A 26979-nucleotide genomic window follows, 5' to 3' on the forward strand; every position below is an offset into this window, starting at 1 on the left:
GCTGGAGGCGGACCCTTACCGCTACCATAGCCCCACTCAATATTGAATCGAGAGCCTGCCGATCATGATGCACAAGACCCTCGTTACCCTGCTGCTGTGTATAACCTCTGCCGCCAGTTGGGCCGTTCAGATCCCGGATCTCTATCTTGGGCGTGCCGGTGCGAGCACCGAGATGGTCAAAGCCCAGGGCGAAGCATTGGGTGCCGTGCTTATCAAGCTAACCGGCAAGCGGGAGGTGCTGACCCAGCCCGAGATCGCCGCCGCCCTTACCAAACCGGGTGAATATATTCGCCGCTATGTCTATCAGGGGGAGGGGAGCGCTCGCCAACTGGTGGCCGAGATGGATCCGGGACGCGTCAATCAGCTTCTCAGTCAGGCCAAGCTGCCACTGCTTGGGGCGGTTCGTCCCCAGATAGCCCTCTGGCTGGTGATCGACGACAGCCAGCGGCGCATGGTCTCTGACCAGTCTCAAGATGGCTGGGCCAACGAGCTGCGTAGCGGTGCAGCCCCGCTGGCGCTACCTGTCGTGCTGCCCATCATGGACCTCGATGACAGCTCGGCGGTCGCGGTGACCGATGTGCTGGGGCGTTTCGCCGAACCGGTGGCAGCTGCCAGCCAGCGCTATGGTGCCGAGATGGTGCTGCTGGGGCGGTTGAGTGCCGAAGATGAGACCTGGACTCTGGAGTGGGGTCTCTATGGTAGCAAGGAGGGTCAGCTCTCGGAGCTGACCAAGGGGAGCCTGAGTGGCAGCCAGCAGGCAGTCAGCGAGCAGCTCACCACCCAGCTCTCGGCCTGGTTGGTAGAGCACTACGGCGCCAAGGTGTCGGGGGAGCGTGGCCAGTTGCAACTGACGGTGGAGGGGCTCAGCCAGATGAACGACATCGCCAACGTACAGAGCCTTATCAAGGGCATGGCCAGTGTTGCCAGTGTCGAGTTGGCCGAGCTGGATATGGAGAGCGCAACGTTCAACCTCTCCTTCTATGGGGAGCAGAAGGAGCTCGAGCGCGGACTCTCCCTCGATGCGCGCCTGGCTCAGGTTGGCAGCCAGCCCGGCAGCCTGCACTACCGCTGGAGTGGCCAGTGACCTTTTACCGCCCGGCTTGCCGGGCGGTTCTCTCCCGGGCCACACAATGGTACACTGAAAGGCAAATGACACAGTTTAAGCCTCAAGAGTGAAACAACCGGCCCAGCTATCCCTAGCCGTTCAACTACCGGATGACGAAACCTTCGTCAGTTTCTACCCCGGCAGCAATGCCCACCTGATCACGGCACTGAAAAATGCAGCCATCGGTCAGGGCTCTCCGTTTATCTACTTCTGGGGTCCCAAGGGAACCGGTCGTTCCCATCTGCTCCACGCCACCTGCGCCGAGGTCAATGCCCGCGATGCAGCGGCGGCTTATTTACCCCTCGATCAGTTCGAGCGGCTCGATCCCAGCATGCTCGAGGCCCTCGAGAGCCTGCCTCTGGTCTGTCTCGACAATCTGGAGGCGATCGCCGGTAACGAGCGATGGGAACGGGCCCTGTTTGACTTCTATAACCGCTGGCGTGAGAAGGGGCAGCCCGGCTCTCTGGTGGTCACCGGCACCAGTGCACCGCGCAAGATTGGACTGCAGCTGCTGGATCTCGCCTCGCGTCTGGACTGGGGGGTCAACTTTCACCTCGATGAGCTCGATGACGAGGGCAAGCTCAGCGCCCTGCAGCTGCGTGCCGAGCTGCGCGGATTCAAACTCCCCATCGATGTGGGTCGTTTCCTGCTTAACCGACTGTCGCGGGATATGCGTACCCTGCTGGCGACCCTCAACCAGCTCGACAACGCCTCGTTTCGTGCCAAGCGCAAGCTCACCATCCCCTTTGTCAAAGAGATCCTCGAGCTTTAAGTTTGCAGATGGTGCCCAAAAGAAACCCCGGCGTCAGGCCGGGGTTTTTGATTGCTATCCGTTGATGATCAATGGAACTGATCTTCTTCGGTAGAGCCCGTTAACGCGGTCACCGAGGATTGGCCGCCCTGGATGACGGTGGTCACCTTGTCGAAGTAACCGGTGCCGACCTCCTGCTGGTGCGCCACGAAGGTATAGCCCTGCTTGGCGGCGGCAAATTCCGGCTCCTGCACCATCTCGACATAGTGCTTCATCCCCTCGCCACGAGCGTACTGGTAGGCCAGTTGGTACATGTTGAACCACATGTTGTGGATACCCGCGAGCGTGATGAACTGATACTTGTAGCCCATGTCAGAGAGCTCCTGCTGGAAGCGGGCGATGGTGGCATCGTCCAGGTTCTTCTTCCAGTTAAAGCTCGGGGAGCAGTTGTAGGCCAGGATGCGGTCCGGGAACTTGGCCTTGATGGCCTCGGCAAACTTGCGTGCCTCGTCCAGATCCGGCTTGGCGGTTTCACACCACACCATGTCGGCGTAGGGAGCATAGGCCAGACCGCGGGCGATGGCCTGATCGATACCGGCACGCACCTTGTAAAAGCCCTCGGCGGTGCGTTCACCGGTCAGGAAGTCCGCATCATAGGGATCGGCATCGGTGGTCAGCAGATCCGCCGCGTTGGCGTCGGTTCGGGCGATCACCAGGGTGGTGGTGCCGCACACGTCGGCTGCCAGACGTGCCGCAATGAGCTTTTGCACCGCTTCCTGGGTCGGTACCAGTACCTTGCCGCCCATGTGGCCACATTTTTTCACGGAGGCGAGCTGATCTTCGAAGTGCACGCCGGCGGCGCCCGCTTCAATCATCCCCTTCATCAGCTCGAAGGCGTTGAGTACGCCGCCAAAACCGGCCTCGGCGTCGGCGACGATGGGCAGGAAGTAGTCGATAAAGCCTTCATCGTCGGGGCCGACCTGGCTGGACCACTGGATCTGGTCGGCACGGGCGAAGGAGTTGTTGATGCGTTCTACCACCGACGGCACCGAGTTGGCCGGATAGAGGGACTGGTCCGGGTACATGGTGGAGGAGAGGTTGTTGTCTGCCGCCACTTGCCAGCCAGAGAGGTAGATTGCCTCGATGCCTGCCTTGGCCTGCTGCACCGCCTGGCCACCGGTCAGGGCGCCGAGGCAGTTCACATACCCCTTCTTGGCGCCACCGTGGATCAGCTCCCACAGCTTGTCGGCACCACGCTGGGCCAGGGTGTGGACCGGTTGAATGCTACCGCGCAGATTCACCACATCCTCGGCGCTGTAGCCGCGCTTGATCCCTTTCCAGCGGGGATTTTCCGCCCAGTCTTTCTCGATAGCCTGGATCTGTTGTTCACGGGTCAGTGCCATATCAGTTCCCTCTTTCATTGATTTCACGTTTCCATTTGACTTGTTATGGGGGCCGTCACCGGCCCGGGTTTCACAACCGCTCGTAGCCGGGCAGCGTGAGAAAATCGATCAGGGTGTCGGCGCAGGTGATCTGCTCCATCAGCTCGCTCGCCTCGGCGAAGCGTCCCGATTGCCAGCGGGTCTCACCGATCTCGCTCTTCACCACCTCCTGCTCTTCGGCCAGCATCTGGCGGAACAGGGCCTTGGTCACCACCTGACCGTCGGAGAGAGTCTTGCCGTGGCGGATCCACTGCCAGATGGAGGTGCGCGAGATCTCGGCGGTGGCGGCATCTTCCATCAGACCGTAGATGGGCACGCAGCCGTTACCCTGGATCCAGGCTTCCAGATATTGCAGGGCGACGCGGATATTGGTACGCATGCCGGCCTCGGTGCGTTCGCCCTCACAGGGGGCCAGCAGGTCGGCGGCTGTGATGGGGGCATCCTGCTCACGCAGTACACCGATCTGGTTCTTGGCTCCGGCCGGGATGACGGCGTTGAAGACCCCCATGGCGGTGTCAGCCAGTCCCGGGTGCGCCACCCAGGTACCATCGTGGCCGTTGTCGGCCTCGCGCTGCTTGTCTGCCAGGACCTTGGCAAACACCTGTTCATTGACCGCCGGATCCTTGGCCGGGATGAAGGCTGCCATACCGCCCATGGCTAGGGCGCCGCGTTTGTGACAGGTCTTGATGAGCAGGCGCGAATAGGCATTCAGGAACGGCTTGTCCATGGTCACCACCTGGCGATCCGGCAAAACGCGATCCGGGTGATTTTTGAGTGTCTTGATGTAGCTGAAGATGTAGTCCCAGCGGCCGCAGTTGAGCGCGACGATGTGATCCTTCATCTGATAGAGCAGCTCGTCCATCTCGAACACAGCGGGCAGGGTCTCGATCAGCACGGTAGCCTTGATGGTGCCGCGGGGCAGGCCGAACTTGTCTTCGGTCCAGGCGAACACCTCACTCCACCAGCGCCCCTCCAGATGGCTCTGCAGCTTGGGCACGTAGAAGTAGGGTCCCGAGCCCTTGGCCAGCAGCGCCTTGTGGTTGTGCAGGAAGTAGAGGGCAAAATCGAGCAGGCCACCGGGGATGGGCTGGCCGTCGAAGGTAATGTGTTTCTCCGGCAGATGCAGGCCGCGCACCCGGCAGATCAGTACGGCGGGGTTGGCACTCAGGGTATAGGCCTTGCCTTCGGGGCTGGTGAAGTCGATGGTGCCGTTGACCGCATCGCGCAGGTTGATCTGCCCCTCCATCACCTTGTCCCAGGCCGGAGCCAGAGAGTCTTCAAAGTCGGCCATGAAGACTCTTACGTTGGCATTGAGGGCGTTGATGATCATCTTGCGATCGACCGGCCCTGTGATCTCGACGCGTCGGTCTTGCAGATCGGCGGGGATGCCGCGCACCGTCCAGTCGCCCTCGCGGATGTGGGCCGTCTCGGGCAGAAAATCGGGCAGCTCCCCGGCATCGATGCGCGCCTGGCGTGCGATACGCTGCCCCAGTAGTTCATCACGCTGGGGGGCGAAGCGCTCCACCAGTTCGGCCACCAGCTGCACCGCCTCCGGGGTGAGGATCTGGGCATATTCGGGACGCATCTGGCCTGTGATGACCAGACGGCTGCTGCAGTGGGTTTGGGCCGGTGCCGACATGGGATGACTCCTTGAAAATTACATTTTGAACAAATTCACTACGACCAAAATTGTTCCCTGTTCTGGATGAGTACCCATCGAGTGTTGACTCATCGCTGTTTAAGTTGCGCAAAAACGTTCAAATCGTCAACACATTTTTTTAAACACTTGTTTTCATTTTCTATATAAATGGCTGTTTTTAATGGGTTAATGAATTGTGAGTATTTGCTCTAGGTAGATGGATATGCTTAACGGACCCCATCGTCCAGAGGGGGGAGGGGAGAGAGGGGAGAGGCTATGTGCGCGATCGCTGTTACGTAATTAAATTACCAATCAGGGTGAGTGCAAAAATAAATCCCGAGGTCACTCCAAGCTTGATTCGGCCCCCTTGCACTGGCCCTGTTTAAGTCGAGGTGCGATTGCCAATGCCATGATGTCATGAGCATTTTATGAGCTGTTTGAAACTGCTACGACGTTAGTCTCGGCCTTGTCGGTCGCAGATAGGCGAGGTTGGCATGGGAAGGCGATGATGTTGGTTTGTATCAGGAGCGGTCTCTGTTCATCACCGAGGGTGGGGGGATCTAAACAGCATATTTTGCTGTCGTTGATTTATCCGGTGGTTTTTTGTCGTTTTTTGTGCGAGGGACGGTTCGGGGGAAGCGAGAGCAGGCGCCGGGCGAAACAAAAAAGCCTCCCGAAGGAGGCTTTAGTGAATGTTGTCGAGATCAACGTGCCAGATTGTCCGGCAGGTGCTCGCGCATGCGGGCCAGCATCTCTTTGACGACGCGCGGATTGCCAACGACCAGGTTACCGGACTGCTCGTAGTTGTGGCCGCCGACGAAATCGGTGACGATGGCGCCCGCTTCCTTGGCCAAAAGCTCACCGGCTGCGGTATCCCAGGGCTTGAGGCCCATCTCCCAGAAGCCGTCGACACGGCCGGCGGCCACGTAGGCGAGATCCAGGGCGGCGGAGCCGGCACGACGGATATCGGCACACTCGATGAAGAGGGCTTGGAACATCTTCTGGTACGGCTCGATCTGGTGCTTCTGCTTGAACGGGAAGCCGGTAGCCAGCACGGTGCCGGAGAGATCCTTGGCCTTGCCGGTCCGGATGCGGTAACCGTTAAGCTGGGCACCGGAGCCACGGGTGGCAGTAAACAGCTCGTCACGGATCGGATCGTAGACGACGGCTTGCTCGGTACGACCCTTCACGCGCAGGGCGATGGAGATGGCAAAGTGGGGGATACCCTTGACGAAGTTGGTGGTGCCATCCAGCGGGTCAATGATCCATTGATAATCCGGGTTGGTACCGGCGATTTCACCACTCTCCTCGCCGATAATGCCGTGCTCGGGATAGGATTTCTTGATGGTGTGAATGATGGCTGCTTCGGCGTCACGATCAACGTTGGTCACGAAATCGTTGCTCCCCTTCTGCATAGCCTCGATGTTCTCGGGCTGGGAGAAGGCTTTGACAATAACTTGACCGGCGTTGCGCGCAGCGCGCACAGCGATATTCAGCATCGGATGCATAGACTCACCACTGGATGTTAAAGAACGGGGAAATTTAGGACGCGGCATTCTACTCAAAAGTGTGGGCAAAGTACAAAACAAATCGTAGCCCCTGGGCCAGGGACGAGGTGGTCCATGATTGTTACTTTTTCTTCAGCCAGAGGGCGCGACAAGGGAAACGCGAGAGATGGGGTGGTGAACATTTCATCAGTCATTAGAAAAACTAGGGCATTGAGATGATAAAGATTCGTTCGTCTAGTGTGACCTGAGTCACTAATATAGCCCTGCGGTTGGGGTCCTCCCGACCCTGTGACTCCTGCGGCGCTTCCGCACCGATTCCATCTTACTGACTTAAAGCCAGCCCGCTTTCGGGATGGCCGGGCTTTCTCTTTTCGGGTCCACTATGCAACGCAACGGTTTTTACGCTCTCTATTTTATTACCATCCTGATGGTGGCGGTCGGGCAGATGACCCAGACCCTTTATGTTCCCTCTATTGGCCAGATGGCACGGGACTTCATGGTCCGTCCCGGGGCTTTGCAGGCGGTCATGGCCTGTTATCTCATTCCCTATGGTCTCTCCCAGTTTGTCTATGGTCCTCTCTCCGATCGTATGGGCCGCCGCCCCGTGCTGGTGATCGGCATGATGGTCTTTCTGGCCGGTACCCTGGTGATCCAGTGGGTGCCGACCTTCGATGCCCTGCTGCTGGGAAGCGTGATCCAGGGCTTGGGTACCGGTGCGGCCGGCGCCATGAGCCGTACCGTGATGCGGGATCGCTACAGCGGCGCCGAGCTCAACCGGGCCAACAGCCTGGTGAGCATGGGGGTGATCTTCTCACCGCTGCTGGCACCCATGATCGGTGGCTGGCTGACCGAACTGGTTAACTGGCGCGCCGGGTACTGGTTTTTGTTCATCTTCGGCGCCCTCACCACGCTTGCCATCATGCTCTGGTTTGCCGAGACCCTGCCCGCCGAGCGTCGTCAGCCTCAGCGAGTAACGGCGGCCTATCGCCACGTGCTCGGCCATGGTCGTTTTCAGGGAAATCTGCTGTGCCTGATGGCGACCTTCTCCGGTCTGGCTGTCTTCGAGGCCGCCGCCGGGGTGATCATGGGCAAGGATTTGCAACTCTCTGCCAAAGCAGTCAGCGTGCTCTTCGTGCTGCCGCTGCCCGGTTACATGTTTGGGGCCTGGCTCTCGGCACGTTTGAGCTATCGCTTGACCATGGGCAAGCTGATGCGCCTTGGCATCGCCTTTCTCGGAATTGGCAGCCTGACCATACTGGTGCCGGGTCTGCTCGGTGAGGTGAGTGCTGCCTCCCTGGTGCTCGGGGCTGCGCTCTACTTTGTTGGCAGTGGCATTCTCTATCCGACCGCCACGACCTGTGCCATCGAGCCCTTCCCGGGCCAGGCCGGTACGGCTGGCGCCATTTTGGGCGGCATGCAGAACCTGGGGGCCGGTCTGGTCACCCTGCTGGCCGCGGGGATCCCCATGCATGGACAGCTGACGCTCGGCATCATCATGACCCTGATGGTTCTGGTGGTTGTGGCCAGCTTTCTCTGGATGCGACGCGGTCACACTCCCGAGCATCAGATGGCTTGATCGGAATATATAAAGAAAAGGCCCGTCGCGATGACGGGCCTTTTTGTTGGTACCCCGGAGGTGCCGTTGCCGGTTTGGGCCCTTGAACCGTGAGTTCAAGGCGGAAGCCGGGCCTGGCCGCAGGCTTCTCGGTACGGGCCGAGCTTGCACAAATAACCAGGTTGCCGGGTTCCTTGGGGTATGAATATCGGCTCGGGGACATGAACCGACTGACGAGCACCCCAGGGATTTAAACGTTGGACGCGACCGCTTAGTCGTCGCCCTGACCATGTTCGATAAGCGCAGCCTCAATGGTGCGTTGCAGCATCTTGATGCGCTTGTCCATGGTCTCAGAGTATTGGTGATTCTTCTCTTTTTCAAGGCAGAGCTCATGGCAGAAATTGAGCGCTGCCATGATGGCCAGCTGTTCGTTGCTGGAGACGCGGGAACGCTGGCGAAGCTCGATCAGCTTCTCGTTGAGCTGGGTGGCCGCTGCCTGCAAGGCTGCCTGCTGTCCCGGCGGACAGGAGACCTTGTAGGGCCGACCCAGGATCACGATTTCAACGGCCTCTGTACTCATGCCTTCCTCGATTGGACTTGGCCTCGTGGGGCCCGGGTCCGCTTGGATAACTGGGCGGGACTATATAGCGCATAGTGTGAAGTTTCAAGGCCTTGCTGGCTCTGGTGCGGGTCGGGTGATAGGATCTTGGGCACATATGCTGCAACTTTGAGCGACACGAGATGAAAGAGGCTAATGGCGTAAGTTACGAGACCCTGGTCACCCTTTTCGAGCAACACGATCTGATGGCCACCGCGGTGGAGGCCCATGCCGTGGTATGCGGTCTGATCTGCGGGGGTTGTCCCCTCGACGGCAAGAGCTGGTTGCCTCACCTTAACGATCTCATCAACGACGGTTTCGGCCTGCCGAGTCCGGTTCGTCAGGCAATGACCTCCCTCTACGACTCGGTGATCGCCTCCCTGATGGCTCAGAAAGGGGTCGAGCTGATGCTGCCGCCGGACGAGGCCCCCCTCGACGAGCGTATCGATGCCCTGGTGGAGTGGTCCCAGGCTTTCCTTGCCGGTTTTGGGGTGGTGCAGCAGGAGCTGGGTAAGGCCTCCGAGGAGCTGCAGGAGATGGTGCGCGATATCGCCAACATCACCCAGGTCTCGGATGAGCTGGATCAGGAGGACGAAGAGAACGAGGCTGCCTTCCTGGTGCTTTACGAGCACGTCAAACTCGGCGTCATGATGGCCTTCGAGGAGTGTGGCAAGCGTCCCTCCACCCCTGCCAGCGCACCGACGCTGCATTGATCCGGTGAGAAGTGCCGGGTGGCTCGCACCCCGGCGGCGGGGGCTGTGTTACCATGGCCCCCATCTTTTTACTCTCCACCGCGTGGAACCCTGCATGTCAGTTAACCACTACGATGTCGCCATCGTTGGCGGCGGCATGAGCGGCGCCTGTCTGGCGCTGGCGCTCTCTCGTCTTCCGTTACGGGTGGCGCTGCTGGAGGCGACCGAGCCCGACGTGGCCCACCACCCCGCCTTCGATGCCCGTGCCATCGCCCTCTCGGCCGGTAGCGTCGATGCCTTGAGCCGGCACGGGATCTGGCCCCTGCTGGCCGAACAGGCCGAGCCTATCACCCGGATCCACGTCTCCGATGCCGGTCATCTTGGGCAGGTGAGGATGGCGGCACAAGATTACCGGCTGTCGGCGCTCGGTCAGGTGATTGAGCTCACGACCACCGGGCGTGCCCTGCAACAGGCCCTGGCCAGGGCTCACAATGTGGATATCTACTGCCCGGTGACGCCGGTGGATCTGCAGCCCGGTGTCGAGGCGGTCTCCATGACCCTTGAAGATGGGCGGGCCCTCTCCACCCGTCTTCTGGTGGCGGCCGACGGGGGGCAGTCGTTTGTGCGCGATGCCTTGAAGATCCCCGTCACGCGTCACGACTTTGAGCAAAGTGCACTGATCGCCACCGTCAAGACGTCCGAGCATCCGCAAGGGCGTGCCTTCGAGCGCTTCACCAAGGGGGGACCGCTGGCCCTGCTGCCACTGCCTGGTGGACTCAGCTCCCTGGTATGGAGCGTGCCGCGCCATGAGGCTCCCGAGCTCGCAGACCTGCCCGATGCGGCCTTTTTGGCTCGTCTGCAACAGGCCTTTGGCTGGCGCCTCGGACGCATCGAGCAGACAGGGCCGCGCCACCTCTATCCCTTGATCATGACTCAGGCCCCCTGGCCCATCGGACAGCGCACCGTGCTGCTCGGCAATGCGGCCCATCTGCTACACCCCATTGCGGGTCAAGGCTTTAACCTCGGCATGCGCGACATCGATCAACTGGTGCTGACCCTCGAAGAGGGGCTGAGCCGGGGCGAGCTGCCCGGCGATCACGAGATGCTGCGACGCTACTGGGGGCGACGTCGTCAGGATCAACAGGACACCATCTGGCTCACCAGCGCACTCGCCCAGCTCTTTTCCAACGACTATGCCCCCCTGGTGGCAGGCCGTAATCTGGGGCTTTCCCTGATGGGCCATCTGTCCATGATGCAGCGTCCCCTGGTGGCACAGACCCTGGGCTTTGGTGCTGCCCCCTCCGCGCACTGAAAGGAATTCCTATGCAAACTTTCGATCTCATCATCAACGGCGGCGGCATGGTCGGGTTGGCTCTGGCAGGCGCCCTCAAGGGGAGCGGCCTGCGTATCGCCATCATAGAGGGGGGCGTACCCGAGCAGACCCTGGGGCCGGTGGCCGACAATCGGGTCAGTGCCCTGAGCCTGGCCAGCCAGCAGTTGCTGCGCCGGATCGGCGCCTGGCAAGGAATTGAGGCACGCCGCCTGCAGCCCTACACCCGTATGGAGGTGTGGGAGCAAGACAGTTTTGGCCGTATCCAGTTTGATGCGGCGCCTCTGCGCCAGCCGGCGCTTGGTCATATCGTCGAAAACAGGGTGATCCAGCTGGCGCTGCTCGAGGCGCTGGAGGGCGCGGCGGGGGTCACTCTTGTTACTCCGGTCCGGGCCACGTCGCTGCAGGTGGGGGAGAGTGGCGCCGTGCTGCTGCTCGAGGATGGTCGCGCTCTCGCTGCCAGGTTAGTGGTGGCCGCCGACGGGGCCCACTCCTGGTTGCGTCGTCAGGCCGATATTCCGCTCACCAGCTGGGACTATGGCCATCACGCCCTGGTGGCGACGGTGCAAACCAAAGATCCCCATGGCGGCGTCGCGCGCCAGATCTTCACCCCGGACGGGCCGCTCGCCTTCCTGCCGCTCTGGGACGAGCACACCTGCTCCATCGTCTGGTCTCTGCCCCCGGCGCGGGCCGATGCATTGACCCAGTGCGATGAGGCGGACTTCAACCGCCGTCTTACCGTCGCCTTCGATGGCCGCCTTGGCCTGTGTCAGGTTCTGGGGGCGCGCAGTGCCATACCGCTCACCGCTCGCTTTGCTCGCGATTTTGCCCGTGAGCGGTTGGCCCTGATTGGGGATGCCGCCCACACCATACACCCTCTGGCAGGGCAGGGGGTCAATCTGGGGCTGCTCGATGTGGCGGCCCTGGCCGAGCAGATCCTCTCGGTACAGCGCGCCGGGGGCGATATCGGTCGGCTCGAGAGCCTGCGCCCGTTTGAGCGGGCGCGCAAGGCGGAGGCGGCGCAAATGCTGGCCGCCATGGAGGGGCTCAAGCGGCTGTTTGCGGGCCGTCACCCGTTAAAGAAGCTGGTTCGAGGGGTTGGCTTGCTGGTGACCGATCTCGCCGTCCCCATCAAGGAGCGTTTCATCCTTGCCGCCATGGGGGTAGAGGCATTACCCCCTACCTTTACGAATGAAAAAAACTAATAAAAACACCATTTTTACCAAATTTAAGTAATGCGATATGGCTATCGGCGTACTCTCGGCGATAGCCTTTTATATTGGCTGGCACGCAAACGTTTTTACTCAAAATGTGACGGAGCAGTGAAATCTGGTGTTTTATGTTGCATTAAGCTAGGGAGATCTGGTTTTCTCACTATGTTTTTTCCGGTGAGTGGAGTGTCGTTATGACTGCCGGATTAGTTTTTTTTAAGTCAGGTGCGGTTCTACCGGATCTTGCCATGGCTTATAATCCGCTTCATTCAAGGACCCGGCCCGACTCGCGATGTCGAGAGGCCATCCCGCCCGCGAGCCTTCTGTGGGCAGAGAGCAAGGAAAAGTGAGATGACCCAGAAAACCGTTCTGCATCCCAAACATCTGGAAGCCGGTGCCAAGATGGTCGACTTCCACGGTTGGGAGATGCCCATCAACTACGGCTCCCAGATTGAAGAGCACCACGCGGTGCGTGGTGACGCCGGCATGTTCGATGTCTCCCACATGACCATCGTCGATTTGCACGGCGAGCGGGTCAAACCCTTCCTGCAGCACCTGCTGGCCAATGACGTGGCCAAACTGACCCAGCCTGGCAAGGCCCTCTATACCGGCATGCTGACCGCCGATGGCGGCGTCATCGACGATCTCATCGTCTATTTCCTCGGTGACACCTTCTACCGCCTGGTGGTCAACTCGGCGACCCGGGAGAAGGATCTGGCCTGGATCACCCATCACGCAGCCGATTTTGGCGTCACCGCCACCGAGCGCCCCGAGCTTGCCATGATCGCGGTGCAAGGGCCCAAGGCCAAGCTCAAGGTGGCCACCGTATTGAGCGCCGCCCAGCGCACTGCCGTGGTAGGGATGAAGCCCTTCTTCGGCGTGCAGGCGGGGGATCTCTTTATCGCCACCACCGGCTACACCGGCGAAGAGGGCTACGAAATCGTGGTGCCCGAGCAGAAGGCGTGTGAGCTGTGGCAGGCCCTGCTGGATGCGGGCGTCGCCCCGTGCGGCCTGGGCGCACGCGATACCCTGCGCCTGGAGGCGGGCATGAACCTCTATGGCCAGGACATGGACGAGTCGGTCTCTCCGCTCGCCGCCAACATGGCCTGGACCATCGCCTGGGAGCCGAGCGATCGCGCCTTTATCGGCCGCGCCGCGCTCGAGTCCCAAAAGGTTGCCGCCAATCAGCCCAAGCTGGTGGGGCTGGTGATGGAAGAGAAGGGAGTGCTGCGTGCCGGCATGCCGGTCACTTTCACCACCGAAGCCGATGAGGCGCGTGAAGGCGTCATCACCTCCGGTACCTTTTCCCCGACCCTGGGCCTCTCCATCGCCCTGGCCCGTGTCCCCCGCGACATCGGTGCCACCGCCCAGGTGGAGATCCGCAAGAAACTGGTGACCGTCGCCGTCACCAAGCCGGCCTTTGTGCGCAACGGCCAGAAGATCGTCTGACTGAGAATAAAGGAAGCTGAAAATGAGCCATATCCCGAGCGAACTGAAATATGCCACCTCCCACGAGTGGATCCGTGTCGAAGCCAACGGTGAGGCCGTGGTCGGCATCACAGAGCACGCCCAGGAGCTCTTGGGCGACATGGTGTTCGTCGACCTGCCCGAGGTGGGCAAGCAGGTGAGCGCCGGTGACGACTGCGCCGTGGCCGAGTCGGTCAAGGCCGCCTCTGACATCTACTCCCCGGTGAGCGGCGAGATCCTGGCCGTTAACGAAGAGCTGGAGGGGAGCCCCGAGCTGGTCAACTCCGACCCCTACGGCGCCGGCTGGCTGTTTCGCATCAAACTGGACGACGAGGGCGAGCTGGCCAATCTGCTGGACGCCGATGGTTATCAGGGCGTGGTGGACGAAGCCTGATGAACGAAGGCCCTGCCAGTGCGGGGCCTCTTTGTATCATCCCGGTGGAATTTAGCGCCCGTGCCTTGCGGCACATTGAACATGAGTGCATGCCTGCCCGGTCTTTGGCCGTGGGGGGCAGAGATAACAAGGAAGAGAAGGGACATGACCCAATCGCTGTTTGAACTCGAGCAGAAGAGTGATTTTATCCGCCGCCATGTGGGCCCGGGTGAGGAGGAGCTGCGTGCCCTCCTGGCCGAGGTCGGTGCCGAGAGCCTGGACGATCTGATTGAGCAGACGGTTCCCGCCGCCATTCGCCGGCCGGGTCCGCTTGGCATCGGTGCCTCCATGACCGAGGTCGAGGCGCTGGCCAGGCTCAAGGGCTATGCCGACCAGAACAAGGTAGCCAAGAGCTATATCGGTATGGGCTACCACGACACCCACGTGCCCCATGTCATCTTGCGCAATGTGCTGGAGAACCCGGGCTGGTACACCGCCTACACCCCCTATCAGCCTGAGCTGGCTCAGGGCCGTCTCGAGGCACTGCTCAACTTCCAGCAGATGACTCTGGACTTGACCGGCATGGACCTGGCGAGTGCCTCCCTGCTGGATGAAGCCACCGCCGCCGCCGAAGCCATGGCGCTGGCCAAACGCACCGCCAAGTCCAAGTCCAACCTCTTCTTCGTCGCCGATGACGTGCACCCGCAGGTGATCGATGTGGTGCGCGAGCGTGCGGCTCACTTCGGTTTTGACGTGGTAGTCGGCCCGGCCGAGCAGGCCTGCGCCGAAGAGGTGTTTGGTGCCCTGCTCCAGTATCCGGGCAGCACCGGAGAGGTGCGCGATCTGCGTGCGCTTGTTGCCGCCGTGCAGGCCCAGAAAGGGCTGGCCTGTGTCAGCGCCGACATCCTGTCGCTCCTGCTGCTCAAATCCCCGGGCGAGCTGGGCGCCGATGTGGTGCTGGGCTCGGCCCAGCGCTTCGGTGTGCCCATGGGCTACGGTGGCCCCCACGCCGCGTTTTTTGCCACCCGCGACGCCCACAAACGCTCGATGCCCGGCCGTATCATCGGCGTCTCCAGAGATGCCCGTGGCAAGGCTGCCCTGCGCATGGCGATGCAGACCCGCGAGCAGCACATCCGCCGCGAGAAGGCCAACTCCAACATCTGTACCGCTCAGGTGCTGCTGGCCAACATGGCGAGCTTCTACGCCGTTTACCATGGTCCGGTGGGGCTCAAAACCATCGCTTCACGGGTTCATCGCCTGACCACCATTCTGGCCCTGGGGCTGCAAGCCAAGGGCATGACGCTGGTCCACGACACCTGGTTTGACACCCTCACCATCAAAACCGCCGACAAGGCCGCCTTGATTGCCAAGGCTGAAGGATTGGGCATCAACCTGCGCCGCGACCTCGATGGCGCCGTGGGCGTCTCTCTCGGTGAGACCACTACCCGCAGTGACGTGGCCGAGCTGCTGACCCTGTTCCTTGGGGCAGGCCACGGCCTGGACATCGAGGCCCTCGACAAGGGGGCTCAGGTCCATCACGCCATCCCGCAGGATCTGCTGCGCACCGATGCCGTGTTGACCCACGAGGTGTTCAACAAGTACCACTCGGAAACCGAGATGCTGCGCTACATCCATCGCCTCGAGGCGAAAGATCTGGCGCTCAACTACGCCATGATCTCCTTGGGCTCCTGCACCATGAAGCTCAACGCCACCGCCGAGATGATCCCGGTGACCTGGCCCGAGTTTGGCAAGTTGCACCCGTTTGCCCCCCTCGAGCAGGCCAAGGGATACCAGCTGCTGCTGGCAGATCTTGAGGATTGGCTGGTGAAGGTGACCGGCTACGACGCGGTCTGCATGCAGCCCAACTCCGGCGCCCAGGGGGAGTACGCGGGTCTGCTCGCCATCAAGAAGTACCACGAGTCCCGCGGCGAAGGGCATCGCGATGTGTGCCTCATCCCGGCCTCGGCCCACGGTACCAACCCGGCCTCGGCCCAGATGGCGGGTCTTAAGGTGATCGTTACCGACTGCGACAAGTCGGGCAACGTGGATCTGGCCGATCTGCGCGCCAAGGCGGCCGAGGTGGGGGATCGCCTCTCCTGCCTGATGGTGACCTATCCCTCTACCCACGGGGTGTACGAAGAGACCATCAAGGAGGTGTGTGACATCGTGCACCAGTACGGTGGTCAGGTCTATCTGGACGGCGCCAACATGAACGCGCAGGTGGGCCTCACCGCCCCGGGCTTTATCGGCGCCGACGTGTCGCACCTCAACCTGCACAAGACTTTCGCCATCCCCCACGGCGGTGGTGGTCCCGGCATGGGCCCCATCGGTGTCAAGCAGCACCTGGCACCGTTTGTGGCTGGCCACAGCGTGATCAAAACCGACAAATCCAGTCGCGATAACGGTGCCGTGTCTGCTGCGCCGTTTGGCTCGGCCAGCATACTGCCCATCAGCTGGATGTATATCGCCATGCTGGGGGACGAGGGGCTCAAGAAATCCACCCAGGTGGCGATTCTCAACGCCAACTACCTGGCCAAGAAGCTCGGCGACGCCTTCCCTGTGCTCTATACCGGTCGTAGCGGCCGGGTGGCCCACGAGTGCATCCTGGATATCCGCCCGCTCAAAGAAGCCTCCGGGATCAGCGAGATGGACGTGGCCAAGCGCCTGATGGACTATGGCTTCCATGCGCCGACCATGAGCTTCCCGGTGGCGGGCACCCTGATGGTCGAGCCGACAGAATCCGAGTCCAAGTGCGAGCTGGACCGTTTCGTCGAGGCGATGACGGCGATCCGTGCCGAGATCGCCAAGGTGGAGGCGGGGAGCTGGAGCCTGGAGGACAACCCCCTGGTCAAGGCCCCGCACACTCAGGACGACGTGATGGACGAGCAGTGGCATCGTGCCTATACCCGCGCCGAGGCGGTCTTCCCGTCAGAGGCCGTGCGTGCCGCCAAGCTGTGGCCGAGCGTCAATCGCATCGACGATGTCTATGGGGATCGTAATCTCTTCTGTGCCTGCGTGCCTCTGGAGGCTTATAAGGCGTAATCGGATTGATACCAAGGGGAGGGAGGCCTGTGTGCCTCCCTCTTTTTTATGGAGCGGTGTGGACATGGTCAGATGAGGTGACAGCTGAATCTAATCAAATCCAGTCAACGGTGTTTATCGGCCAAGACGGGGCGATGTGGTGGCCAGTTAATCGTCGAATGACTCAATTGAGGTAGGCGATGAGTGGTATCGGCGCCTCATTAATGGTAAAATTTTGCCGTTTTCAGGCTTCCCTGGCCGCATGAGGTTTATCTGCGGTACGGGCCCGGAGTGGCACTTATCGGGAGCGATAAATGAACCACAGCGATAACGTACAGAGCACGAGATTGGTTAAAAGCAGCGTGTTGGGAGCTGTAACCCACGTGCGGTAGCCTTGTCTTTTGATAATGTATTGCCTGATATTCATCCACTTTCTTGGGCCTCGCGCTCGTTTGGTCGGCACCTTTCCTGCCTACTTTATTCCTTCGGTTACTGAACCTGTCGTTTTGCAAGGAGCCTGTTAGCTCCTGCTCTGCATGTTCGCTTCTATTACCCTTCTGACGTGGTTAAAGAGACTCATGAAAATTTTGGTCACCGGCGGCGCCGGCTTTATCGGCTCTGCCGTGGTTCGTCATATCATTCGAGACACCCAGGATGCGGTGGTTAACCTCGACAAGCTCACCTATGCGGGTAACCTCGAATCGCTGGCCGATGTATCGTCAAGCGATCGTTATGCCTTCGAGCAGGTGGATATCTGCAATCGCGCCGAGCTGGATCGGGTATTTGCCCAGCACCAGCCGGATGCGGTGATGCACCTGGCGGCCGAGAGCCACGTTGATCGCTCCATTACAGGCCCGGCGGATTTTATCGAGACCAACATCGTCGGCACCTACATGCTGCTGGAGGCCGCTCGCGCCTACTGGAATGATCTGAACGAGGTACGCAAGGCAGCTTTCCGCTTCCATCACATCTCCACCGACGAGGTATATGGCGACCTGCCCCATCCGGATGAAGTGGGCCCCGGTGTGGCACTGCCGCTCTTTACCGAAACTACCCCCTATGCCCCCAGCAGCCCCTATTCTGCCTCCAAGGCCTCCAGTGACCATCTGGTGCGCGCCTGGCGCCGTACTTACGGCCTGCCGACCATCGTCACCAACTGCTCCAACAACTACGGCCCGTTCCACTTCCCCGAGAAGCTGATCCCGCTGGTCATCCTTAATGCGCTGGATGGCAAGCCGCTGCCTGTCTATGGCAAGGGCGATCAGATCCGTGACTGGCTCTATGTGGAAGATCACGCGCGTGCGCTCTACAAGGTGGCGACCACCGGCGTGGTCGGAGAGACCTACAACATCGGCGGTCACAACGAGAAGCAGAATCTGGAGGTGGTCCACACCATCTGCGATCTGCTGGACGAGATGGTGCCAAAGGTAGGCTCTTATCGTGAGCAAATCACCTATGTGGCGGATCGCCCTGGCCACGATCGCCGTTATGCCATCGATGCGACCAAGATGAGCAGTGAGCTTGCTTGGCAGCCGCAAGAAACCTTCGAATCCGGGATCCGCAAGACGGTGCAGTGGTATCTGGATAACCAGCAGTGGGTGGGCAACGTCAAGAGTGGTGCCTATCAATCCTGGATTGAGCAGCACTATTCTGCGATTGGAAAGAACGATGGGGAGCGTGCCTGATGCATATTCTGCTGTTTGGCAAAAACGGTCAGGTCGGCTGGGAGCTGCAGCGCTCGCTCGCCCCACTGGGCCGTATCACCGCCGTCGACTTCGACTCCACCGATTATTGCGGTGACTTCAGCAACCCGGCCGGCGTGGCGGAGACTGTTCGCCTGGTGAAGCCTCATGTCATCGTGAATGCAGCCGCTCATACCGCAGTCGACAAGGCGGAGAGCGAGCGGGAGTTTGCCGAGCTGCTTAACGCAACCAGCGTGGCAGCAATTGCCAAAGAAGCGGAAGCATTGGGAGCTTGGCTGGTACACTACTCCACCGATTATGTATTCGATGGCAGTGGCGAACGTCCCTGGGTTGAAACCGATGCGACGGCTCCTCTCAACGTCTATGGTGAGACCAAGCTTGCCGGGGAACAGGGGGCTGCTCTCTGCGCTCGTCATCTTATCTTCCGCACAAGCTGGGTCTATGCCGCCCGTGGCGCCAACTTCGCCAAGACCATGCTGCGTTTTGGTAAAGAGCGCAGCGAAATGTCGGTCATCAATGACCAGTTTGGCGCCCCGACCGGTGCCGAGTTGCTGGCCGATTGCACCGCCCATGCACTCCGCGTGGCGCAGCGCAAACCCGAGGTCGCCGGGCTGTATCATCTGATTGCCTCCGGCACCACCACCTGGTTTGACTACGCCCAGCTGGTGTTTGCCAACGCCAGAGAGGCGGGTGTTGAACTGGCGGTCACGCAACTCAATGCCGTGCCGACCAGCGCCTTCCCGACCCCGGCCAAACGCCCTCATAACTCCCGCCTGGATACCAGCAAATTCCAGCGCACCTTCGATCTGGTGCTGCCGGACTGGACCGTCGGCGTGGAGCGGATGTTGACCGAGATCCTGGGCAAGTGACTTGTGATTCGTGACTCGTGATTGGTAAATCGAATCCCGAATCACTATTTCGACCAAGGACGGCCAGCGATGAAAACCCACAAACAACTCGATGTGTGGCAGCAAGCCATGGTGCTGGTCAAAATGGTCTACGACATCACTGCCAGTTTTCCTCGTGAAGAGATGTTTGGGCTAACCAGCCAAATGCGCCGGGCAGCAGTTTCAATTCCATCGAATATTGCAGAAGGCTGCGCTCGCAGTTCAACCAAAGAGTACCTGCACTTCGTGATAATAAGTCGTGGGTCGTTATCAGAATTGGATACCCAGATCGACATTGCCATCATGCTAGGTTACTGCGATCAAAACAGTCCAGTCATTATGCAAGTTCAACGAGTCGACGCACTGGTTGGCGGACTGCAAAAACGTTTAAGAGAGAGTATTAAATGATCAACGAATCCCAAATCCCGAATCCCGAATCCCGAATCACGAAAAGAAAAGGCATTATTCTGGCCGGTGGTTCCGGCACCCGTCTCTATCCAGTCACCATGGCAGTGAGCAAGCAACTACTGCCCATTTATGACAAGCCGATGATCTACTACCCGCTGAGCACCCTGATGCTGGCCGGCATTCGTGACATCCTCATCATCAGCACACCGCAAGATACTCCCAGATTCGAACAGTTGCTGGGTGATGGCAGCCAATGGGGCCTGAACCTGCAATACAAGGTACAGCCAAGTCCGGACGGGTTGGCCCAGGCCTTTATTCTGGGTGAAGAGTTCATCGGTTCAGACCCCTGTGCGCTGGTGCTGGGGGACAACATCTTCTACGGGCACGACCTGCAGAAACAGTTGGCGGCCGCAGCGGCCAAAGAGAGTGGCGCGACCGTCTTTGCCTACCATGTGCATGACCCTGAGCGTTATGGGGTGGTGGAATTTGATAAGGCGGGCACCGCTATCTCCTTGGAAGAGAAGCCGTTGGAGCCCAAGAGCAACTATGCGGTGACCGGCCTCTATTTCTATGACAACAGCGTGGTGGAGATCGCCAAGAGTCTGAAGCCGTCGCCCCGAGGTGAGCTGGAAATTACCGATGTGAACCGTATCTACCTGGAACAAGGCAATCTATCGGTAGCCATGATGGGCCGTGGTTATGCCTGGCTTGATACCGGTACCCACGAGAGCATGATTGAAGCGAGCAACTTTATTCAGACCATTGAGACCCGTCAGGGGTTGAAAGTCGCTTGTCCGGAAGAGATCGCCTATCGCCAGAAATTCATTACTGCCGACCAGGTCCGGGAACTTGCTGCACCGTTGGCAAAGAATGCGTATGGCCAATATTTGCTAAGAATGGTTGCCAAAGCCTGATGTGATATAAGGGGGGAATATGCCCCCCCATAAAAATTGAATCAAATGTGGATAGACAGATGAATGTAATCAAGACAGCAATCCCTGACGTGCTTATCTTTGAGCCAAAAGTATTTGGTGATGAGCGTGGTTTTTTCTTTGAGAGTTTCAACCACAAGTTGTTTGAAGAGGCGGTAGGATATCCGGTTGCCTTTGTACAGGATAATCACTCCAAATCGTCAAAAGACGTATTGCGTGGCTTGCACTATCAATTGCCTCCCCATGCCCAAGGAAAACTGGTTCGTTGTGTAGCTGGTGAAGTGTTTGATGTGGCGGTCGATATCCGTAAAAGCTCCCCGACCTTCGGGCAATGGGTCGGCGTTCACCTTTCTGGAGAAAACAAGCGACAGCTGTGGATCCCGGAAGGGTTTGCTCATGGATTTGTGACCTTGACTGATGTGGCTGAGTTTTTATATAAAACGACAAACTATTACTCTCCTAAGCATGAAAGGAGCATCCTCTGGAATGATACAGAGATCAAGATTAATTGGGGGGGGATTATTCCTGTTTTGTCAGAAAAAGATAAAATGGCTGTTGATTTTTCATTTGCAGAATGCTTTGAATAAGGTTTTTGATGATGCAATTATTAAGGCTTTCGCTTGAGTTTAGTCGCAGGGAATTGCTAACAAAATATAAAGGGAGTGTATTGGGGCCGGCATGGATGGTGTTGAGCCCTCTTTTGTTGTTAGCACTATATTCTGCTGTTTTTCAATATGTTTTTAAGGCGCGGTGGGATGTCGATGGGTTAGAGTTTAACTATACTGTTGCATTGTTTTGTGGTCTAACCCCTTATTTTTTTATGACGGAGATGATAGGTAAATCATCAGACTTGATTAATAACAATGCTAGTTTAATTAAGAAGGTGGTTTTCAATAGACTCTCAATACCATTGTCTTCAACGATTAGTGCATTATTTGTTTTGGTTATAAATATGACATTAGTCTTGTTATATAGAGTCTATGACACGGGCACAATAAATATCATCTGGCTATCCATATATTTATATGCAATTCCATTGTTTTTTATCGGGTTTGCAATTTCAACAATACTTTCTTCTCTTGGTTCTTATATAAAAGACCTAGGAAATGTTGCCAACTTCATCAATCCAGTATTGATGTTTATCTCTCCAGTGTTCTTTGATGCTAAGAAGGTTAGTCCTATCTTTGAAAGTGTCATAAAATACAATCCCCTGTCGCCAATTATTTCAGGGGCCCGTAAAATTGTACTTGAATCATATGTTGACTTTAATTCAATTATGATGGTCACTTTTTTTAGTCTGCTTGCATGTGCTGTTGGTGTTTTTTTGTTCAAGGCATTGGAAGAAGATTTTGCCGATCTTACGTGAGTTTTAATATGCTAAAAGTTGAGAATGTCAGTAAAAACTTCAATATTAGTAAAAGCCCGTGGCGGCGCATATTTTTTAATCTCGGTGTTAAATCAGCTGTTAAGAGTAGTGAGTTCTTTCATGCTTTAGAAAACATCTCATTTTCAATATCAAAGGGTGAGACGGTTGGCATTATCGGCAAGAATGGTGCTGGTAAGTCAACCTTGCTTCAGATTATTTGTGGAACATTGAAAGCATCTACTGGTAATGTATCCAAGCCAAAGAAAATAGCTGCCCTACTAGAATTAGGGGCTGGGTTTAATCCAGAATATACAGGTAGGGAAAATATATCATTAAACGGTTCCCTCATCGGTATGAGTAGCAAGGAAATATCCGATAAAGAGCAAGAAATAATAAACTTTTCGGAAATTTCAGATTTTATAGACAGGCCTGTTAAAACATATTCATCAGGTATGTTTGCTAGGCTTGCATTTTCTATTGCTGTGCACTCTTCCCCTGATTTATTGATCGTGGATGAAGCCTTAAGTGTTGGTGATATGGCTTTTCAAGAAAAGTCTATAAACAAGATGAAAGAACTTCGAGATTCAGGCATTCCGATCTTTTTTGTAAGTCACTCAATCCCAATGGTAAGGAACTTCTGTACGCGCGCTATTTGGTTAGAGCATGGAAAGATTAAAATGGATGCCTCAGCAAAGGATGTGTGTACAAAGTATTTACAAGAAACTATGCCCATAGCTCAATGTGATTATAAGCATGCTGTAGTTATGACACCTAGTTTACCTAAACTTAAAATAAAAAACTTTATAATCGAAAAGAAAGTAATTGTAACTGGTTCACAGCTTAATTTTTCATTTGATATAGAAAAAATCATTGAAATATCATCTTACATTGGCATCGGAATTATTATTAGAGATGCATCAGATAATATCGTTTCTGTATTTAGCACTGTGAGAGATTCACTAAAAATAGAGCGGGTTCCAAAAACCGTTTCTATTGAGATGAAAGATTTCCCACTTTTGAATGGAAGATATAGTATATCAATTTCAGTTACGGATGATTTGGCGACATTTCACTATGATAGGATAGACTATATTGCTCACTTTGAAGTCACAACTCCAAAAAATGAACGTGGTTTAGAACGATATGAGGGGGCTGTTGGTATAAATCATAATTGGAGACTAGAAGAGCATGTATAGTTATGAATATTATCTAGGCCGAGTAAGTAATCCAAAAATTATTGTTATTACTCGAGTTAGAAACGAGTCTTTAATTATGAAAGACTTTCTAGAGCATGTGAGTTCTTTTTGTGATGCCATTATCGTATTAGATGACTGCAGTACAGATAATACCTATGAAATTCTTCAGCAACACCCTAAGGTCACATCTATTATAAAAAATAACAGGTGGGATAAAAATAATCGGACAGGGCAAGAGACAGCTCACAGAAAGTTGCTTAATGATCTTGCAATCAAGTTATTTAGACCACACTGGATAATCTATATGGATGCGGATGAGCGGTTGATTGGAGACATTCGCTCGGAGCTTAGCTTACTCGATTATAATAAAATAGATTATATTAGGGTGTCATTATTCGATGCGTACATGACACATGATGACTCCCTCGATATAAAGGAGGGCGAAGTATTGCTAAATAGACGTAAATATTTTGGTCCTGAGCGTCGAGATATAATATTTATATGGAGTAGTCTATCCGGAGCTGATTTTATTCTCGATGATGCAAGAGAGCCGACTATATATTCAAAAAAATACTTAACGTTATTTAAATGTCAACATTTTGGTAAGGCTCTATCTGTTAGTCGATGGGAAGATAAGTGTGATTATTATATTAATAACTTCCCTGGGGTCTATGCCGATAAGTGGTTGAGAAGAAAGGGGCAGGCAATACACAAAGAGTCTGACTTTTCTACTCCATTATATACATGGGGGGAAGATTTATTCGACAATGCGGTTGTCATTCATCCCATAAGTTGAGGTGTCATGTACAAAGTAGCTATTTTATGCCAATCTTTGCGAAACTACGCGGGGGCAGAGAGAGTTGTTTATGAACTCACACAGGCATTTATTAGAGAAGATCATCAGGTACATATAGGATGCATCGATATTGGTGACTTTTATCATCAGCAACTGGCTGGTGTAAGAATAAATGATTTGATTGATGGTATGGAGCATGAGTATGATCTTGTTATTTGTTTCCATACCTACACGCTCCCGTATTTTTTCCCAAAAGGTGTAAACTGTAGAAAGTTATGTTACTTCTCACTAAGTCCTTATGAGCCTATAGAGGCCCCACTTTGCTCAAGTCAGCTATTTGATAGCTATCTATGCAATTCAGATGAAACAAAAGAAGAACTGATTCGGTGTGGTATTGCGGCTGATGATGTATATGTTTTTCATAACTCATGTTCTTTTCAAAAAGATGCATTTGAGTTGAAGCAAACTCTGAATAGAGTGGCAATTGTTTCTAATCACCCTCCACAGGAATTGTTAGAGTTGCCATCGTTAGGCCATGATTTACATTTCGATTATTATGGCTCAGATGCTAAGATTGAAATGCTGAATGATTCTATACTTTCAAAGTATGATGTGGTCATTACTATAGGCTATACAGTTGTTTTTGCTGTTTCCGCAAAAGTGCCTGTATATATATATGACCACTTTGGTGGGGATGGATATCTTGACGCGGATAACTATAAGTTAAATTCTTACTACAATTTTTCAGGTCGTCCAGCCTGTAATAAAAAAGATGCTAGCACTATTATTAAAGAATTAAAAGATGGTTTTCCTTCCGCTCTCGATAGCTTCCAGCAAGTGTATGGGTGTATGGTTGCTGAGCGAGATATAGCATCAAATTTTGATAAAGCTTTTAATATAAATGATTTTGAGTTTAGAGAAATACTTTGCGACGCTCTACAAGTTAAACATGCGCTTGCCTATAGCAAACTATTACTTAGCAATAGATATTTACAAAAAATTTTAGATGGAGTTGATAGTAAAGCCATTAGTCAAAATATACTAACTCTTAGTGATACAGTTATGCATCAGGCACGCCTCATTGAAAAACTAAACGATGATAGTTTAGTTATGAATGATAAAATTAATATCTTGGTTGCAGGAAGCAAAGAAAATGCAGATATTATGACAGAGTATAGCGTGCATTTAACAGAGCATAAAGATATTTTGGTGGAGCATAGCGCGTATTTAGCAGAGAATAGAGATATTTTGGCGGAACATAGCGTGCATTTAGCAGAGAATAGAGATGTTTTGGCGGAACATAGAGGGATTTTAGCAGAAAATAGAGATATTTTGAGCATTCTAAGTAACGATGTAAAATCAATGACAAATAACAGCTTTGTGGCTTTATTGAGGCGAAAAATTAAAAAGTTAATTTGCCATCATTAATTTAAACAGAACAACTAAAGAACATTAATATGAAATATAATCTTTCTATTCTTAAATTTGCATTGAAACGGTTTATTCTTTTAACTAGAGATAGAGGTTTAAAATATTCATTTTCATTGGCTCTCTCTAAAAGAAAACAGTTGATATCTATGTTTTCAATTGGTAGTAAGGAATTTAATAAACAAAATTGTCATGTAGTGTCTATGAATGAAAATAATAATAGTGTAGAAAGGAATTTAGTTTCAGTTATCATTCCTATATATGATCGAACATGGGAATTGCAAGCAGCAATAGATTCAATATTAAATCAAACATATAAAAATATAGAGCTGATTCTTGTCTGCGATGGTTCACCAGACGAGACGCTTCAAGTCGTCGAGCAATATAGAAGTGATGAACGCGTGAGGATTTTTAAATACCCACATTCATCTGGCAATGCGGTTAGAGGACGCAATAAGGGCATTTTAGAAGCAAAGGGTGAATATATTGCATTTTTAGATAGTGATGATATTGCATCTAATAATCGCCTGGAACTTTCAGTTTCTTTTTTAAGTAATAACTCTTCATATTCTGGGGTGTATGGTTCTTGGAGAGCTATTATTGATGGCTCTCGTCAAATTTCTGGCATAGAAGATGGGATGGTTGTACATAGCCCAGATGGAGCACTTAAAGAGCACCTTGAAAATTGTATTCCATGTCAGAGTACAGTTATGGTGAGACGGGATGCTCTTATGGCTGTTGGATGCATCAATAGAAATATGAAATATAGAGAGGATCACGAGTTATGGGCTAGACTGAATTACAATAACTATAGATTGAAGTCTCTCCCTGAGGTCCTTGTTTCTCTTAGATTACATGCAGGTAATAATGAACTAAATTTCCATTCTCAAAATGGAGATGATGTTTGGTATCGAGAGCTATTAAAACAATACAATACCAAGGTATTTCGCCCACAAAAGATATGTTGGATTGTAGCTGGCCTAGGAATCTCTGGCGGATTGGCAATTATTATCAAGCATGCCAATTATTTACTTTCTCGTGGTCATGATGTTTCATTTATTTGTCTATCAGAAGAAAATAATATTTCCTGGATGGAGAACAGTGTTCCTGTTTATCATATTGGCAACGGCGATGCCATTAATGGAATTGATTTGTTAATTGCTACAGCGTGGAATACTGAGCCATACTTAAGCCGCATATCATCACGCCGTAAATTATATTTTGTGCAGTCTGATGAACGCCGGTTTATTGATGAGAAAGGAGTTCAAGATCTTATTTCATCTGGCTATAATAAAGAATATGAATATTTTACCGAGGCGTTTTGGATTCAGAATATGTTCCATTCTGAGTTTCAGCGTTCAGCATTTTATGTACCAAATGGCCTTGATCAATTACTCTTTAAGCCCGTTAAGCCATTCATTTCCAAAGGCACTAAAAAGCGAGTTTTAATCGAAGGGCCTATTGATATTCCATTTAAGGCAGTGGAAGATGCATATAATGCAGTAAAAGACCTTGATTGTGAAGTATGGATTGTAAGTAGTGCTGGTAAGCCTAAGGAAGGTGCGAACAAG

At 54.6% G+C, this 26979-nt stretch carries 23 protein-coding genes and 1 other RNA gene; 19 read left to right on the top strand and 5 right to left on the bottom strand.

The window, feature by feature from the left end; translation table 11 throughout:
* The first annotated feature begins 64 nt into the window (after positions 1-64).
* Complete coding sequence (locus BN1133_RS08720) at positions 65-1084, top strand: DUF2066 domain-containing protein (protein WP_227002208.1); 1020 nt, start codon at positions 65-67, stop codon at positions 1082-1084.
* 88 nt (positions 1085-1172) lie between these two features.
* Positions 1173-1877, top strand: coding sequence for a DnaA inactivator Hda (gene hda, locus BN1133_RS08725; RefSeq protein WP_050666146.1), 705 nt, complete (start codon positions 1173-1175; stop codon positions 1875-1877).
* Between the two features lie 68 nt (positions 1878-1945).
* Here hda and aceA read toward each other — a convergent pair whose 3' ends face one another.
* The 3 genes from aceA to suhB all read right to left on the bottom strand — a co-directional run bounded on the left by aceA (position 1946) and on the right by suhB (position 6445).
* A complete protein-coding gene (aceA, locus tag BN1133_RS08730) occupies positions 1946-3259 on the bottom strand; it encodes an isocitrate lyase (protein WP_050666147.1) in 1314 nt (437 codons plus the stop codon).
* 70 nt (positions 3260-3329) lie between these two features.
* On the bottom strand, positions 3330-4937 hold the full coding sequence (gene aceB, locus BN1133_RS08735; RefSeq protein WP_050666148.1) for a malate synthase A: 1608 nt from the start codon (positions 4935-4937) through the stop codon (positions 3330-3332).
* Positions 4938-5641: 704 nt separating this feature from the next.
* Positions 5642-6445, bottom strand: coding sequence for an inositol-1-monophosphatase (gene suhB, locus BN1133_RS08740; RefSeq protein ID WP_050666149.1), 804 nt, complete (start codon positions 6443-6445; stop codon positions 5642-5644).
* Positions 6446-6827: 382 nt separating this feature from the next.
* Between suhB and emrD the strand changes: the two genes are divergently transcribed.
* Entirely contained in the window at positions 6828-8021 is a 1194-nt protein-coding gene (emrD, locus tag BN1133_RS08745) for a multidrug efflux MFS transporter EmrD (protein WP_050666150.1), read from the top strand.
* A gap of 47 nt (positions 8022-8068) precedes the next feature.
* On the opposite strand, the gene ssrS is transcribed toward emrD, so the two are convergent.
* Together ssrS and zapA are read right to left on the bottom strand one after the other, a co-directional pair.
* Positions 8069-8252, bottom strand: a non-coding RNA gene (gene ssrS / locus BN1133_RS19625) — 6S RNA.
* Positions 8253-8271: 19 nt separating this feature from the next.
* On the bottom strand, positions 8272-8580 hold the full coding sequence (gene zapA, locus BN1133_RS08750; RefSeq protein WP_050666151.1) for a cell division protein ZapA: 309 nt from the start codon (positions 8578-8580) through the stop codon (positions 8272-8274).
* Between the two features lie 161 nt (positions 8581-8741).
* On the opposite strand from zapA, the gene BN1133_RS08755 reads away from it, so the two are divergent.
* The 16 genes from BN1133_RS08755 to BN1133_RS19645 form a co-directional block, all read left to right on the top strand.
* Entirely contained in the window at positions 8742-9311 is a 570-nt protein-coding gene (locus BN1133_RS08755) for a UPF0149 family protein (RefSeq protein WP_050666152.1), read from the top strand.
* 94 nt (positions 9312-9405) lie between these two features.
* The gene (gene ubiH, locus BN1133_RS08760; RefSeq protein WP_050666153.1) at positions 9406-10602 is read left to right on the top strand and encodes a 2-octaprenyl-6-methoxyphenyl hydroxylase; all 1197 of its coding nucleotides are present in this window, start codon (positions 9406-9408) and stop codon (positions 10600-10602) included.
* Positions 10603-10607: 5 nt separating this feature from the next.
* The gene (locus tag BN1133_RS08765; RefSeq protein ID WP_050666154.1) at positions 10608-11825 is read left to right on the top strand and encodes an FAD-dependent 2-octaprenylphenol hydroxylase; all 1218 of its coding nucleotides are present in this window, start codon (positions 10608-10610) and stop codon (positions 11823-11825) included.
* A gap of 357 nt (positions 11826-12182) precedes the next feature.
* Positions 12183-13280: a glycine cleavage system aminomethyltransferase GcvT gene (gcvT, locus tag BN1133_RS08770; protein WP_050666155.1), complete on the top strand. Its 1098-nt coding sequence runs from the start codon at positions 12183-12185 to the stop codon at positions 13278-13280.
* Between the two features lie 22 nt (positions 13281-13302).
* Positions 13303-13692: a glycine cleavage system protein GcvH gene (gcvH, locus tag BN1133_RS08775; protein ID WP_050666156.1), complete on the top strand. Its 390-nt coding sequence runs from the start codon at positions 13303-13305 to the stop codon at positions 13690-13692.
* A gap of 144 nt (positions 13693-13836) precedes the next feature.
* A complete protein-coding gene (gcvP, locus tag BN1133_RS08780; RefSeq protein ID WP_050666157.1) occupies positions 13837-16713 on the top strand; it encodes an aminomethyl-transferring glycine dehydrogenase in 2877 nt (958 codons plus the stop codon).
* A 557-nt stretch (positions 16714-17270) separates the two neighbouring features.
* Complete coding sequence (gene rfbB / locus BN1133_RS08785; RefSeq protein ID WP_050666158.1) at positions 17271-18377, top strand: dTDP-glucose 4,6-dehydratase; 1107 nt, start codon at positions 17271-17273, stop codon at positions 18375-18377.
* Positions 18377-19264: a dTDP-4-dehydrorhamnose reductase gene (gene rfbD, locus BN1133_RS08790; protein ID WP_050666159.1), complete on the top strand. Its 888-nt coding sequence runs from the start codon at positions 18377-18379 to the stop codon at positions 19262-19264. The genes rfbB and rfbD overlap by 1 nt, the downstream gene beginning before the upstream one ends.
* Positions 19265-19333: 69 nt before the next feature.
* Positions 19334-19690: a four helix bundle protein gene (locus BN1133_RS08795; RefSeq protein WP_050666160.1), complete on the top strand. Its 357-nt coding sequence runs from the start codon at positions 19334-19336 to the stop codon at positions 19688-19690.
* 35 nt (positions 19691-19725) lie between these two features.
* Complete coding sequence (rfbA, locus tag BN1133_RS08800) at positions 19726-20604, top strand: glucose-1-phosphate thymidylyltransferase RfbA (protein WP_050666172.1); 879 nt, start codon at positions 19726-19728, stop codon at positions 20602-20604.
* A gap of 59 nt (positions 20605-20663) precedes the next feature.
* Positions 20664-21209 (top strand): dTDP-4-dehydrorhamnose 3,5-epimerase, encoded by a 546-nt coding sequence (gene rfbC, locus BN1133_RS08805; RefSeq protein ID WP_050666161.1) that lies wholly within the window; start codon positions 20664-20666, stop codon positions 21207-21209.
* An 8-nt stretch (positions 21210-21217) separates the two neighbouring features.
* Complete coding sequence (locus tag BN1133_RS19630; protein WP_197273660.1) at positions 21218-21988, top strand: ABC transporter permease; 771 nt, start codon at positions 21218-21220, stop codon at positions 21986-21988.
* Between the two features lie 8 nt (positions 21989-21996).
* Entirely contained in the window at positions 21997-23184 is a 1188-nt protein-coding gene (locus BN1133_RS19635; protein WP_082177962.1) for an ABC transporter ATP-binding protein, read from the top strand.
* The gene (locus BN1133_RS19640; RefSeq protein WP_082177963.1) at positions 23177-23980 is read left to right on the top strand and encodes a glycosyltransferase family 2 protein; all 804 of its coding nucleotides are present in this window, start codon (positions 23177-23179) and stop codon (positions 23978-23980) included. The genes BN1133_RS19635 and BN1133_RS19640 overlap by 8 nt, the downstream gene beginning before the upstream one ends.
* 6 nt (positions 23981-23986) lie before the next feature.
* Positions 23987-25408 (top strand): glycosyltransferase family protein, encoded by a 1422-nt coding sequence (locus BN1133_RS20090; RefSeq protein ID WP_153006680.1) that lies wholly within the window; start codon positions 23987-23989, stop codon positions 25406-25408.
* Between the two features lie 29 nt (positions 25409-25437).
* Positions 25438-26979: glycosyltransferase (locus tag BN1133_RS19645; protein WP_082177966.1), on the top strand; the 1542-nt coding region annotated here is incomplete at its 3' end.

This window comes from Aeromonas schubertii, from assembly GCF_000820105.1.
GTDB classification, from domain to species: domain Bacteria; phylum Pseudomonadota; class Gammaproteobacteria; order Enterobacterales; family Aeromonadaceae; genus Aeromonas; species Aeromonas schubertii.